This window comes from Lentzea sp. NPDC036949, assembly GCF_055608075.1.
In genome coordinates, this window is sequence record NZ_JBVJRA010000006.1 from 268,307 (window position 1) to 283,468 (window position 15,162).

7 protein-coding genes are annotated in these 15,162 nt (G+C 71.3%); 6 read left to right on the plus strand and 1 reads right to left on the minus strand.

Features of this window, described 5'->3' with window-relative positions:
• Window positions 1-80 precede the first annotated feature (80 nt).
• On the plus strand, window positions 81-1,328 hold the full coding sequence (locus tag ACZ7CD_RS19125) for a cytochrome P450 (protein WP_470379380.1): 1,248 nt from the start codon (window positions 81-83) through the stop codon (window positions 1,326-1,328).
• Here ACZ7CD_RS19125 and ACZ7CD_RS19130 read toward each other — a convergent pair.
• Window positions 1,312-1,908 (minus strand): TetR/AcrR family transcriptional regulator, encoded by a 597-nt coding sequence (locus ACZ7CD_RS19130; protein ID WP_470373579.1) that lies wholly within the window; start codon window positions 1,906-1,908, stop codon window positions 1,312-1,314. The genes ACZ7CD_RS19125 and ACZ7CD_RS19130 overlap by 17 nt on opposite strands.
• Before the next feature lie 196 nt (window positions 1,909-2,104).
• Here ACZ7CD_RS19130 and ACZ7CD_RS19135 point away from each other — a divergent pair, with 196 nt between their 5' ends.
• The 5 genes from ACZ7CD_RS19135 (at window position 2,105) to ACZ7CD_RS19155 (ending at window position 15,028) form a co-directional block, all read left to right on the plus strand.
• Entirely contained in the window at window positions 2,105-5,203 is a 3,099-nt protein-coding gene (locus tag ACZ7CD_RS19135) for a S8 family peptidase (protein WP_470379381.1), read from the plus strand.
• Between the two features lie 143 nt (window positions 5,204-5,346).
• Entirely contained in the window at window positions 5,347-6,774 is a 1,428-nt protein-coding gene (locus ACZ7CD_RS19140) for an alpha/beta hydrolase family protein (RefSeq protein ID WP_360389803.1), read from the plus strand.
• A 284-nt stretch (window positions 6,775-7,058) separates the two neighbouring features.
• Window positions 7,059-10,763, plus strand: a complete 3,705-nt coding sequence (locus ACZ7CD_RS19145) for a discoidin domain-containing protein (protein ID WP_470379382.1) — start codon at window positions 7,059-7,061, stop codon at window positions 10,761-10,763.
• 25 nt (window positions 10,764-10,788) lie between these two features.
• Window positions 10,789-14,121, plus strand: coding sequence for a CARDB domain-containing protein (locus ACZ7CD_RS19150; RefSeq protein ID WP_470379383.1), 3,333 nt, complete (start codon window positions 10,789-10,791; stop codon window positions 14,119-14,121).
• 55 nt (window positions 14,122-14,176) lie between these two features.
• A complete protein-coding gene (locus ACZ7CD_RS19155) occupies window positions 14,177-15,028 on the plus strand; it encodes a universal stress protein (RefSeq protein ID WP_360389812.1) in 852 nt (283 codons plus the stop codon).
• The last annotated feature ends 134 nt before the right edge of the window (window positions 15,029-15,162 follow it).

Sequence of the window (15,162 nt, forward strand, 5' to 3'; positions counted from 1 at the left end):
ACGATGCGCAAGTTTCGGTAGCGTGGAGGTGACACCGAGCGACGGCCCCGTCACGCGGGGCCGGGGACGGGAGCGCTTCCATGACCACGGCAGAGCGGCAACGCACCGCGCAGGAGCTGATCCGGCCCCAGCTGCCCGCTGAGCTGACCCGGCGCGGCCGGTGCCCGTTCGACCCGGCGAAGGGGCTGCTGGAGCTGAGCGGGCAGGGGCCGGTGCACCGGGTCGAGCACGGCGGCGAGGCGGTCTGGGTCGTCACCGGGCACGACGAGGCGCGGGCGGTGCTGGCCGACCCGCGGATGAGCGCCGACCGGTTCGGCAACCCGCGGGTGCGGGCGCGGATGTCGCCGGAGTTGTTCAACGAGATCTTCCCGCCCGAGCGCCGTGCCGGGTCGTTCATCTCGATGGACGCCCCCGAGCACACCCGCTACCGGCGGATGCTGACCGGGCAGTTCACCGTGCGGCGCATGCGGCAGCTGGAGCCGCGCGTGCACGAGATCGTGACGCAGCAGCTGGACGCGATGGTCGCCGCAGGCCCGCCGTCGGACCTGGTGCACGACTTCGCTCTGCCGGTGCCGTCGCTGGTGATCTGCGAGCTGCTGGGCGTCGACTACGGCGACCGCGACGAGTTCCAGCGCACCACCTCGAAGCTGCTCAGCCTGACGACCACGATCGACGAGCAGATCAAGGTCGGCACCGAGCTGCGGCGCTTCATGCAGGGCCTGGTGCGCGCCAAGAGGGCCAAGCCCACCGACGACCTGCTGTCCGGCCTGGTCACCGAGACCGACCTGACCGAGGACGAGCTGGTCGGCATCGCGAACCTGCTGCTGATCGCGGGCCACGAGACGACGGCGAACATGCTGGCGCTGGGCACGTTCGCGCTGCTCGAACACCCGGAGCAGCTGGAGCTGCTGCGGGCCCGGCCCGAGCTCACCGAGAACGCGGTCGAGGAGCTGCTGCGCTACCTGTCGATCATCGCGTTCGGCGTGCCGCGGTTCGCGAAGGAGGAGAGCGAGGTCGGCGGTGTCACGATCCCCGCGGGTGAGACGGTCCTCGTGGCCGTGCCGGCGGTGAACCGCAGCCCCGAGCAGTACGAGGACCCGCACGAGCTGCGCGTCGACCGGCCGCGCGGGCACCACCTGGCGTTCGGGCACGGCATCCACCAGTGCCTGGGCCAGCAGCTCGCCCGCGTCGAGATGGTCGTCGGCTTCACCGAGCTGCTGCGCAGGCTTCCCGGCCTCATGCTGGCCGTGCCCGCGACGGAGGTGCCGCTGCGCACCGACATGGCGATCTACGGCGTGCACGCGCTCCCGGTCAGCTGGGACGCGTGAGGCCGGTGCCGAGCTGGTCGATCCACCGGTCGATCAGCTCGGCACCCGACCACGTCCTGGTCGCCTCCGGCGAGTCGAGCCACCACTGCACGACCGAGCGCAGCGACGACGTGATCATCGAGGCCGCCACCACCGGGTAGGGGTCGACCTCCGGGTCCAGGCCGGTCCGCTCGGCGATCACCGCGGTCAGCTCCTGCTCGCGCGTCGAGTAGGCCGCGAGGACGTGCGGCAGCAGCGCGGGCGTGCGGCGCAGCTCCCGCAACTGCCGCAACCGGTCGAGGTCGAGGTGCTCGGGGAACGTGGACTGCAGTGCCGCCCGCAGCGCGGCCAGCAGCGGTTCCTCCGCCGGGCGGGACGCGAACGCGCGCACGAACGCCTCGGCCGCCGTGGAGTCACCGGCGACCACGGCCTCCTCCTTGGACGAGAAGTAGTTGAAGAACGTCCGCAGCGACACCCCGGCCGCGTGCGCGATCTGCTCCACGGTCACGCCGTCGAGGCCGTGCTGCACGCACAGGCTCCGTGCGGCGTCCCCCAACGCCTCCCGTGTCGCCGCCTTCTTGCGCTCCCGCAGGCCAGTCATGCCGCACACCCTAGGTCCTCGCGCCTGTCGGCGCCGTAACCGGGCGACGCGCGCGGACCTGCTGAGACGGTTGACCGAACCATCGAGCGCAGGTGTCAAAATTGGTCTGGCCCGGATCTGCTCCGATCCCTTGTCACCCGCGTGAACACCTCACTACGGTCCGTGAGATCGCTCTCACAGACCCACGGAGGACCGGGTGCGCGTACTCGGAGTCGTCGTACTGACCGGTGCCCTGCTCACCGCGGTCCAGGCCACCGCCGCACCCCCGCAGCCGCCGCGGACCACCGCCGGCGCCGCACCGGTCACGCTGATCACCGGCGACCGGGTGCTGCCCGGTCAGCGCGCGGTGCAGCCGGCGCCGGGCCGGGAGCGCGTGCTGTTCACCTCGTACACGGCGGGCGGGCGGGAGTTCGTGGTGCCGGACGACGCCATGCCGTTCATCGCCGACGGCCGCCTCGACGAGCGGCTGTTCGACGTCACCGAGCTCGCGGGCCACGGCGGTGCGCTGCCGGTGATCGTCACCTACCCCGAGGGGGCGCCGCGGGCCCAGTCCGGGCTGGACCTGCCCAGCATCAACGGTGTCGCGTTCGACGCGGCCAGGACGCCGGTCACGGGACTGACCGCGGCGGGCACGTTCTCCCTGTCCGGTGTGGAGAAGGTCTGGCTGGACGCGAAGCGCCACGCCACCCTCGACCGGAGCGTCCGGCAGATCGGCGCCCCCGCCGCGCACGCCGCCGGGTACACCGGTGCGGGCACGACGGTCGCGGTGCTCGACACCGGCGTCGACCAGACCCACCCGGACCTCGCCGACCGCGAGATCGGCGAGCGGAACTTCACCGGCTCGCCGGACGCCGGTGACCACCACGGTCACGGCACGCACGTCGCGAGCATCATCGCGGGCACCGGCGCGCGGTCCGGCGGCAAGTACCGCGGTGTCGCGCCGGACGCCCGCATCCTCGACGTGAAGGTGCTGGGCGACAACGGGTCCGGGCAGGACAGCCAGATCATCGCCGGCATGGAGTGGGCCGTCGAGCAGGGCGCCCAGGTCGTGAACATGAGCCTCGGCGGCTTCGACACCCCCGAGGTCGAGCCGCTGGAGGAGGCCGTCAACCGGCTCACCGCCGAGAAGGGCACGCTGTTCGTGGTCGCGGCGGGCAACAGCGGTCCCGCGGGCGGCACGCTCGGCTCCCCCGGCACCGCCGACGCCGCGCTGACCGTCGGTGCGGTCGACGACCGGGACCGGGTCGCCGAGTTCTCGAGCCGCGGCCCGGCGCAGGCAGGCACGCTGAAGCCGGACCTGACCGCGCCGGGTGTGGGCATCGTCGCCGCCCTGCACTCCGACGGCCGCATCGGCGCCCCCGTCGAACCCGGCTACACCGCGCTCGACGGCACCTCGATGGCCACCCCGCACGTGGCGGGCGCGGCGGCGTTGCTGCGCCAGCGGCACCCCGGCCTGAGCGGTCCCCAGCTCAAGGCGCGGCTGACCGGCAGCGCCACGCCGGCCGCGAGCGCGACGCCGTTCGAGCAGGGCTCCGGCCGCGTCGACGTCGCGAAGGCCATCGCGCGGAACGTGACGAGCTCGCCCGGCAGCCTGAGCTTCGGCCGGCACCTCTGGCCGCACACCGGCGAACCCGTGGTGGCCAAGGAGATCACCTACACCAACGCGGGCACGGCACCGGTCACGCTCGACCTCACCACCGACACGAACGGCGCGGTCTTCTCCGTCTCGCCGGCACAGCTGACCGTTCCCGCCGGCGGCACCGCCACCGCCACCGTGACCGCGGACGTCTCCCGGCAGCCCGCCGGTGGCGTGGTCGGCGGCGCGGTCGTCGCGTCCGGCGTCCGCACGGCCGTCGTGGTGGACCTGGAGAAGGAGAGCTACGACCTCACGATCAACGCCGTCGACCGCACCGGCGCCAAACCGGGCCACCTCAGCGCGTTCCTCGTGAACGTCGGCACCGGCGCCCGCGCGTGGCCCGGCAGCGCCACCGGCGTCGTGCGCGTCGAGAAGGGCGACTACCTCCTCAGCGGCAGCGTCCTGGGCTCCGCGGAGTGGACGCACGACTCGTTCAGCTACCCGAACCTGAGCGTGACCGGCCCGATGACGATCGACCTGGACGCCCGCACGGCCAGGCCGGTCGACGTCACGCCGCCGGTCGACGCGCGGCTCAGCCTGCTGCAGACCGGTTTCGAGCGGGTGCACGGCGGAACCGCCTACACCGTCGGCAACTTCTCCGTCGGCGGCTCGATCGCGCACCTCGGCCTCGCGCACCTCGGCCCGGACTCGGAGGAGGTCACCGGCCAGGTAGCCACGTTCTGGACCGCAGGCACCGACTTCTACGGCCTGGCCTGGTACCGCGCCGGCGGCACGTTCACCGGGCTGTCGAAGACCGTGGCCGCGAAGGACCTCGCCGTGGTGAAGGTCGACCTGCCCCCGTTGCGGGACGGCCAGACCGCCACCATCGGCCACACGGTCGCCCCTCGCGGCCGTGCAGCGTGGACCTACGGCTCGCTCGACGCCCTGGTGCCCGGCCCGCGCACGGAGTACTACGGCGGTGAGGGGGCCGACTGGTCGCGCCGCCTGACCCTGTTCTCCCCGGCCGGCTACGCGGGCACCCTCGACGGCCCGCTGCGCCACTACCGCCCCGGCAGGCACTACGGGGAACCGTTCCACCGCGCCGTCTTCGGCCCCGCCCTGCCCGCGACCCGCGACGTGCCGCACTCGTTCCGCACCGGCGACCTGGTCCGGGTGACGATCCCGCTGTTCGGCGATTCCGCGGGCAACGCCGGGTACAGCCCGGTCACCTCGGCCCGCACGACGGTCCTCCGCGACGGCGTCCGCGAGTTCGAGACCGGCGAACCCGGCTGGGCGGTGTACGACACCGCGCCGGGCGAGGCCGGGTACGAGGTCGTCACCGAGGCCGTCCGCGACAGCGCGCTGAGCACGAAGGTCTCGGGCAGGTGGACGTTCCGCTCGGGCACGACCTCCGGCCGGACCGCCCTGCCGCTGTCGGTGGTCCGCTTCACCCCGGAGCTCGACGACAACGGCACCGCACCCGCCGGCCGCGCGTGGGGCGTGCCGATCACCACCCAGTCGCTGACCGGCGACGTGCGGGTGACGTCGGTCGAGGTCTCCTACGACGGCGGCACGACGTGGAAGTCCACCCCGGTGCACGGCAACCGCCTGCTGCTGGCGCACCCGCGGGACGCGAAGTCGGTGTCGCTGCGCGCCCGCGCGGTGGGAAGCGGGCAGACGGTGGAGCAGACGATCATCAACGCCTACCTGCTGCGGTGACGCGCTGAGCCGGTCCGCGTGCCCTGGCAGCTCACGAGGCGACAGGGCACGCGGGCCTCCCTTCCCGCACCGGACGACCTGGCCACGACCGGGGGCGCCGTGGTCAGCTGAGGAGCAGAGCCCGACGGCAAGGGGGTACCGCGGTGCGCGAACTGACCGACGAGATGGTCGCCGACTGGACCGCTGCACGCCCGGCGCCCGCCGCCGAACCGCCCCAGCTGGTCCCGCACCGCCACGTCGCCCGCGCCGGTGACGTCGCCGTGCACCCCGACGGCCGGCGGGCGGTGCTCAGCTGGTCGGCTCCGCGGATCGACCCCGGGCTGCTCAACCCCGCTCTGCACGTCGTCGCCCCGGACGGCACCGTGACCGACCTCGGGCCCGCACCGGCCGACGCGCGCACGCCGGTGTGGTGGGGCGACCGGATCTTCTACCTGGCCCTGACCCCGCCGGGCCTGCAGGGCGGGATGGCTGTGTTCGACCAGGACCACCGCAACCTCACCGCGGACCTGCCCGCGTGCCCGACCGACCTCGTGCAGACGGACGGCGCGCCGATCGTGGTGGTCGCGACCGGGCTGGACACCGAGTTCCACCGCCTCGACGACGCCTGGGCCGACGCGAGGCCGGGTGGAACGCCCATCGCACGCGTCAAGGGCTCCCACCGCCCCGGCCGCAGGGCACCGCTGGACATCCCGCTCGGCCCCCAGCACCGCCTGCGCTACCGGGCGCACGACGGTCTCGGCCTCGACGCCCTGCTCGTCCTGCCCACCGGCACGACCGGCGCGGCCGACGGCCCCTTCCCCCTCATCACCCTCGTGCACGGCGGCCCCTACGACCGCTGGGCCGACGACTTCCAGCTCGGCTGGGTGCCGTCCGCCCAGTGGTTCGCCCAGCAGGGCTTCGCCACCTTCCTGCCCAACCCGCGCGGCGGACTCGGCCGCGGCCACGCGTTCGCCGCGGCCGTCAGCCACCGCGTCGGCCTGGAGGAGTGGCAGGACGTCGAGACCGGCGTCGACCTGCTCGTCGAGCGGGGCATCGCCGACCCCGACCGGCTCGGCATCGCGGGTTGGAGCCACGGCGGGTACCTGGCGGCGTGGGCGACGACGCGGACCGACCGGTTCAAGGCGGCGTTCGTCGGTGCCGGCATCTCGCACTGGCCTCGGCAGGTCGCCACCGGCGAGTGGGGCCGGTTCGAGGCCGCGCTGAGCGACAGCCTCGACACCAGCCCGATCACCTACGCCGACCGCATCCGCACGCCGCTGCTGATCGTCCACGGCGCCGACGACACGAATGTGCCGCTGGAGCAGGCCGAGCTGCTGCACGCGGCCGTCCCGCACTCCGAGCTCGTCGTCTACCCCGGCGAGGGACACACCTTCGCGCAGCGCGCCAACAAGATCGATCTGCTGAACCGAGCCAGAGCGTTCTTCGCGAAGGTCAGGGACTTGCGCAAGCCTTACGCAACGCCCGCAACCGAACCGCAAACCACCGCAAGCGGACGCCTCGACGCCGAAGCAATTTCCCCGCACCGTTCGGACGCGAACCGAAGCCGTCCGACTTCACAGCATGGCTGGTGATCGAGCGTCCTGACCGCAAAAGGCCACTCAACCCCACCTCGAAGCACCCGTCTTTCCTGTTCAGAGCGCTCTGTCGCAAATTTGCGCAATCACGTCGAGATATTGCGGTAATCTGCTGGTCACTTCTACGGTGAGGCGCGCCACACCCCCTCGCGTCCCCACCGAGAAGGGCCAAGCACGCCATGTCACCGACGACACGCGCTCGCTCCCTGCTAGCCCCGTTAGCCGCAGCAACCCTCACCGCCGCGACGCTGGTCGTCGCCCCTGCCGCACAGGCCGCGCCGGTGAGCCTGGACCTCGCGCAGCAGACCAGGATCGACGAGGTCACCCTCACCAAGGCCGGTGCCGGCACGGAGACGTTCGCCGTGCAGACGAGCCTGGACGGCAGAGGCTGGTCCACGCTCGTCGCGGAACAGCCGCACACCTTCCGGGACGGCAAGGTCACCTTCCGCGTCGACCCGACCCTCGCCAAGCACGTCCGCGCCACGAAGACCACGGCGAAGCTCCAGGTCCACGAGGCGCAGGCGAGCGTCAGGCTGGCCGCCACCCTCACCGCCAGCAGCACGAACCAGGGCTACGGGCCGGGCAACGCGGGCGACGGCGACCAGTCGACGTACTGGGAGAGCGCGAACAACGCGTTCCCGCAGTGGATCCAGGCCGACCTGGGCTCCGCGACCAAGGCCGACCGGGTCGTGCTGAAGCTGCCGGCCGCGAACTGGGGCACGCGCACCCAGACGATCGCCGTCCAGGGCAGCACGGACGGCAGCTCCTTCACGGACCTGGTGGCGGCGCGGGGCTACGAGTTCAACCCGGCCGCGGCCAACACCGCCACCATCGACTTCACCGCCGCGACCACTCGGTACGTCCGGCTCCGCATCACCGCGAACACCGGCTGGCCCGCGGGGCAGCTGAGCGAGTTCGAGGTGCACGGACCGGCGACCGGTGACACGCAGGCGCCGTCCGCACCGGCGAACCTCGCGTTCACCCAGCCGCAGTCCGGTCAGGTCCGGCTCACCTGGTCGGCGAGCACCGACAACGTGGGCGTCACCGGGTACGACGTCTTCGCCAACGGCAGCCTGCGCACCACGGTCACCGGCACCACCTACACCGACACCCAGCCCGACGGCCTGCGGGTGACCTACCACGTCGTCGCGAAGGACGCGGCGGGGAACCAGTCAGCCGCCAGCGGCTCCGTCACGCGCGAGGGTGCGACGGGCCAGAACCTGGCGCAGGGCAAGCCGGTCACCGCGAACCACAACGTGCACACCTTCGTCGCCGCCAACGCCAACGACGGCAACGTGCAGACCTACTGGGAGTCCAACGGCTTCCCCGGCACGCTGACCGTCGGGCTCGGCTCGAACGCCGACGTCTCGTCGGTCGTGGTCAAGCTCAACCCCGACCAGGCCTGGGGCGCCCGCACGCAGAACGTCGAGGTCCTCGGCCGTGCGCAGGACGCCACCGCGTTCACCAGCCTGGTGGCCGGCCGCGACCACCGCTTCGACCCGGCGAGCGGCAACAGCGTCACGATCAGCGCGGCCGCCAGGGTCGCCGACGTGCAGCTGCGGTTCACGTCCAACACCGGCGCGCCCGGCGCCCAGGTGGCGGAGGTCCAGGTGTTCGGCACCTCTGCCCCGAACCCCGACCTCACCGTCACCGCGACGTCGTTCACGCCCACGGCCCCCGTCGAGACCGACCGGATCACGCTCAACGCCACCGTCCGCAACGCCGGCAGTGCCGCGTCGGGAGCTACCGACGTGACGTTCTTCCTCGGCACCACCGCGGTCGGCACGGCTCAGGTCGCCGCCCTCGCGGCCGGTGCGCAGGCGAACGTGAGCACCGCGGTCTCCGCTCGTCCGGAGGGTTCGTACGAGTACACCGCCAAGGTCGACGAGACCGGGAAGGTGGCGGAGCAGAACGAGACCAACAACGCCCGCGTCCACCCCGACCGGCTCGTCGTGACACCGGTCCCGAGCTCCGACCTGGTCGCCGTGCCGTCCTGGTCCCCGAGCAACCCGGGCAACGGCCAGACCACCACGTTCAGCGTCGCGCTGAAGAACCAGGGCAGCATCGCGAGCGCGACCGGAGCACACGGCATCACGGTCACGGTCCTGAACAGCAGCGGCCAGACCGTCCGCACGCTCACCGGCAGCCACACCGGCACGATCGGCGCCGGTGCGACGACCGCCCCGGTCACCCTCGGCACCTGGACCGCCGCCAACGGCCGCTACACCGTCCGCACGGTCATCGCGAACGACGGCAACGAGATCCCCGCCAAGCAGGGCAACAACACCAGCGAGCAGTCGCTGTTCATCGGCCGCGGCGCGAGCGTCCCGTGGCAGCACGTGGAAGCCGAGGACGCGACCGCCGGCGGTGGCGCGCAGGTCCTCAGCCCGAACCGCACGATCGGCGACCTCGCCGGTGAGGCGTCCGGCCGCCGTGCCGTCACGCTGACCGGCACCGGTCAGTCGGTCGAGTTCACGACGTCCGTTCCGACGAACACGCTCGTCACCCGGTTCTCCATCCCGGACAGCTCCGGTGGCGGCGGCATCACGAGCACCCTCAACGTCTACGTCAACGGCCAGTTCCACAAGGCGATCGACCTGACGTCGAAGTACATGTGGCAGTACGGCAACGAGGCCGAGCCGGGCAACTCGCCGGGAGCGGGCGGGCCGCGCCACGTCTACGACGAGGCCAACGTGGTGCTCGGTTCCACGTTCCCGGCGGGCACGAAGATCAAGCTGCAGAAGGACGCGGCCAACACCACGAACTACGCGATCGACTTCGTGAACTTCGAACAGGTGACGGCCGCCGCGAACCCCGACGCCGCACGCTACGCCGTGCCCGCCGGGTTCACCCACCAGGACGTGCAGAACGCCCTGGACCGCGTCCGGATGGACACGACCGGCACCCTCGTCGGCGTCTACCTGCCCGCGGGCACCTACCAGACGGCGCAGAAGTTCCAGGTCTACGGCAAGGCGGTCAGGGTGGTCGGCGCCGGCCCCTGGTTCACCCGCTTCCAGGCACCGCTGTCGCAGGAGAACACCGACATCGGCTTCTCCGCGCAGTCGTCCGCCAACGGCTCGACGTTCAGCGGGTTCGCCGTGTTCGGCAACTACACCGCCCGCATCAACGGACCGGGAAAGGTGTTCGACCTCGCGGGCGTCCAGAACATGACCATCGAGAACATCTGGGTCGAGCACATGATGTGCCTGTTCTGGGGCAACAACGTCGACAACAACGTCATCCGCGACAACCGCATCCGCGACATGTACGCGGACGGCCTGAACATGACGAACGGCTCGTCGGGCAACCGCGTCGCCAACATCGAGGCCCGCTCGACCGGTGACGACGCGTTCGCGTTGTTCGCCGCCACCGACAACGGCGGCAGCGGCCAGCAGAACAACGTCTTCGAGAACCTGTCGGTGCTCACGCCGTGGCGCGCGGCCGGTCTCGCGGTCTACGGCGGCAAGCTCAACACGTTCCGCAACATCTACGTCGCCGACACCCTGACCTACTCGGCGGTGACGATCAGCTCGCTCGACTTCGGCTACCCGATGGAGGACTTCGGGCCGGAGCCGACGACGTTCAGCGGCCTCACCCTGGTCCGCTCCGGCGGTCACTTCTGGGGTGCGCAGACGTTCGGCGCGATCTGGATGTTCTCCGCCTCCAAGAAGTATACCGGCATCCGGGTGAGCGACGTCGAGATCATCGACCCGACCTACAGCGGGATCATGTTCCAGACCAAGTACAACGGCGCCGCCGAGAACGTCTTCCAGGACACGGTGCTGTCCAACGTGAGCATCTCCGGAGCGCGCAAGTCCGGCGACGCGTTCGACGCCAAGTCCGGTTTCGGCCTGTGGGCCAACGAGATGCCGGAACCCAACCAGGGTCCCGCCGTCGGCGAGGTCACGTTCAACGGCCTGCGCTTCAGCAACAACTTCCAGGACATCAGGAACACGACGTCCACCTTCAAGATCACCATCAACTGATACCCCTGCCGCGAAGGACAAGTCCATGAAATCCACGCTCATGAAGCGTGCGGTGAGCGCTGCGGTCGTCAGCGCACTCGCACTGTTCGGATTGACACCCACGGCGGGAGCAGCGGTCGTCCGCCTGTCCGCGAACCTGACCGCGTCCAGCAGCAACGGCCCGTACGGGGCCGGGAACGCCGGTGACGGCAACCAGGGCAGCTACTGGGAGAGCGCCAACGGCGCATTCCCGCAGTGGCTGCAGGCCGACCTCGGTGCCGCGAAGAGCGTCAGCAAGGTCGTGCTGCGGCTGCCCTCGAACTGGGAGCAGCGCACGCAAACGCTGGCCGTGCAAGGGAGTTCCAACGGCTCGCAGTTCAGCGACCTCACCGGGTCGAGTGGCAGGGTGTTCTCGCCCGGCTCGAACAACACGGTGACGCTCGACTTCGGCGCGACCAGCGTCCGGTACGTGCGCGTCACGGTCACCGCGAACACCGGCTGGCAGGCCGCGCAGCTCAGCGAGTTCGAGGTGCACGGCGAGTCCGGCTCGGTCGACCCGCCGCCCACCGGCGCCAACCTCGCGGCGGGCAAGCCGGTCGAGGAGTCCGGGCACGTGCACGACTTCGTCGCCGCCAACGCGGTCGACGGCAGCACCGGCTCGTACTGGGAGTCCAACGGCCTGCCCGGTCACCTGACCGCGAAGCTGGGCTCGAACGCGGACATCACCTCCGTCGTCGTGAAGCTCAACCCCGACTCGGCGTGGGGTGCGCGGACGCAGAACTTCGAGGTGCTGGGCCGGGAGGCGAGCGCGACCGCGTTCGCGACGCTGAAGGCGCGGGCGGACCACCGGTTCGACCCGGCCACCGGCAACACGGTCACCATCGCGGTGAGCGGCAGGGCGTCGGACGTGCGGCTGCACTTCTACTCCAACACGGGCGCGCCCGGCGGCCAGGTCGCCGAGTTCCAGGTGTTCGGCTCCTCCGCACCGGCGCCCGACCTGACGGTCACGAACCTGACGTGGTCGCCGGCCAGCCCCAGTGAGGCCGACTCGATCAGTCTCTCCGCCACCGTGCGCAACGGCGGCACGGTCGCCTCCGGCGCGACGACCCTGAACGTCGCGCTCGGCGGCACGACCGCGGGCACCGCGCAGGTCGGCGCGCTCGCGGCGGGCGCCACGACCACCGTCACCGTCAGCGCCGGCCGGCGGGGCGCCGGGTCGTACGCGGTCTCGGCCACCGTCGACCCGGCCAACCAGGTCGCGGAGACCAACGAGGGCAACAACACCTTCACCTCCGGCTCGCCCCTGGTCGTCGGCCAGGCACCGGGTCCGGACCTGCAGGTCACCGGCGTCACGCCGAACCCGTCGTCCCCGGCGGCGGGCCAGCAGGTGACGTTCGCGGTGCAGGTCAACAACCGCGGCACGTCGGCGGCAGGCGCCTCGGTGACCCGCGTGGTCGTCGGCGGCAGCACCCTGAACGCCACCACCTCCGCCATCAACGCCGGTCAGACCGTCACGGTCACCGTCGGCACCTGGACCGCCACCAACGGCGGCGCCACGGCCACCGCGACCGCCGACGCCACCAACGTGGTGGCGGAGACCAACGAGAACAACAACACCGCCACCCGGTCCATCGTGGTCGGACGCGGCGCGTCGGTGCCGTTCACGAGCTACGAGGCCGAAGCGGGCCGCCACAACGGCACGCTGCTGGAGGCCGACGCGAAGCGCACGTTCGGGCACACCAACTTCGGTTCCGAGTCCTCTGGCCGCAAGTCGGTGCGCCTCGACGCGCAGGGCCAGTTCGTGGAGATCACCTCGACGGTCAGCACGAACTCGATCGTCGTGCGCAACTCCATCCCGGACGCGGCCGGTGGCGGCGGCCAGGAGGCGACGATCAGCCTGTACGCCAACGACCAGTTCGTGCGGAAGCTGACGTTCTCCTCGCGCCACAGCTGGCTCTACGGCACGACCGACGACCCCGAGGGCCTCACGAACCGCCCCGGTGGCGACGCCCGCCGGTTGTTCGACGAGTCCCAGGCGCTGCTCGCGAGCTCCTACCCCGCGGGCACGAAGTTCAAGCTGCAGCGCGACTCCGGTGACACCGCGCAGTTCTACGTGATCGACCTGATCGACCTGGAGCAGGTCGCACCGGCGGCGCAGAAGCCGGCCGAGTGCGTGTCGATCACGCAGTACGGTGCCACGGCCGACGACCAGACCGACGACACCGACGCCTTGCAGCGCGCCGTGACCGCCGACCAGAACGGGGAGATCCCCTGCGTCTGGATCCCGGCCGGCCGGTTCCGCCAGGAGAAGAAGATCCTCACCGTGTTCAACAGCGGCGGGGACAACCAGGTCGGCATCCGCAACGTGACGATCCGCGGCGCCGGCATGTGGCACTCGCAGCTGTTCTCGCTGATCCAGCCGCAGGACGCGGGCACGATCAACCACCCGCACGAGGGCAACTTCGGGTTCGACGTCGACGACAACACGCAGATCTCCGACATCGCGATCTTCGGCTCCGGCCGGATCCGCGGCGGTGACGGCGGTGCCGAGGGCGGTGTCGGGCTCAACGGCCGGTTCGGCAAGAACACCAGGGTCACCAACGTGTGGATCGAGCACGCCAACGTCGGCGTCTGGGTCGGCCGCGACTACACCAACCTGCCCGACCGCTGGAACCCCGGCGACGGCCTGCAGTTCAGCGGCATGCGCATCCGCGACACCTACGCCGACGGCATCAACTTCACCAACGGCACCCGCAACTCCACGGTCTTCAACTCGTCGTTCCGCACCACGGGCGACGACGCGCTGGCCGTGTGGGCGTCGAAGTACGTGAAGGACCAGAACACCGATGCCGGCAGCGGCAACGCGTTCCTGAACAACACGATCGCGCTTCCGTGGCGTGCCAACGGGATCGCGATCTACGGCGGGTCGAACAACCGCGCGGAGAACAACATCATCTCCGACACGGCGAACTACCCCGGCATCATGCTGGCGACCGACCACGACCCGCTGCCCTTCGGCGGGACGACGACGCTCGCCAACAACGCCCTGTACCGCACCGGCGGCGCGTTCTGGGGTGAGGCGCAGGAGTTCGGCGCCATCACGCTGTTCTCGCAGAACCTGCCGATCCCCGGCGTCGTCATCCGCGACACCGAGATCCTCGACTCGACCTACGACGGGATCCAGTTCAAGGGCGGCGGCTCCGGCATGCCGGACGTGCAGATCACCAACGTCCGCATCGACAGGTCGAACAACGGCTCCGGCATCCTCGCGATGGCCCAGGCCCGCGGTTCGGCGAAGCTGACGAACGTGACGATCACCAACTCGCGCGACGGTGACGTCACGATCGAGCCGGGCTCGCAGTTCGTCATCAACCGGTAGATCCTCTTTAGAACCACCTCCAAGCGGGTATTACCCCGTTTGGAGGTGGTTTTCCATGTCGACGGTCGTTGTCGGGTTCGACGGCTCTGACCAGGCGAAGCGCGCGGTGCTGTGGGGCGCGGAGGAGGCTTCCCGGTGCGGGGCGGCGTTGCGGGTGGTGCACGGTGTGCGGGCCCCGCTGCCGGAACCGGTGTTCACGCCGGTGTCCGCCCCGGTCCCCGAGTTCGTGACCGAGGAGACGATGGCCCGCGCAGCCGAGGACCACCTCGCCGAGCTGGCGCAGGAGGTCCGGCAGACCTGGCCCTCGCTGCAGCTCTCGACGGACGTGAAGATCGGCCGCCCGGTCGACGTGCTGGCCGACGAGCCCGGTGAGCTGCTGGTGCTCGGTTCCTCCGGCCGCACCGGCCTCGCCGAGATGTTCCTCGGCTCCACCGCCGCCGAGCTGGTCTCGATCGGCGGCCGGCCGGTCGTGGTGACCCGCAGCGGCCCGCTCGACGGCCGGGTGGTCGTCGGCATCGACGGCTCCGAGACGTCCGCGGAGGCCATCGAGTTCGCGTTCTCCTTCGCCGAACGCCACGGCCGCGACCTGCTCGCGGTCTACGCGTGGACCGACGTCGGCTGGGCGGAGCTGCCCGAGCAGGACTGGGACCACGTGCGCGCGGACCTCGCGAAGGTCCTCGACGAGCAACTGGCCCCGCACCGGGAACGCCACCCCACCGTCCAGGTGGCCGCGGAGGTCGCGTTCGAGGCACCGGCCCGCGCACTGCTCCAGGCGGCCGACGGTGCCGCCCTGCTCGCGGTGGGAAGTCACGGCCGCGGTGCCGTGGCACGTGCAATTCTGGGCTCGGTGAGCCACGCTGTGCTGCACCACGCGCCGTGCCCGGTCGCGGTGGTCCACCGGAGGTGACGTGAGATGCGCGGGGTGGCCGTGCTGGTGACGTGCTTGGCCCTGACCGGATGCGCCGGCGCGGAACCACCGGGGGTCCCCGGGTCGAGCGTCACGACCCCGACACCCTCGACGTCCGCACCGGCGGCGTCATC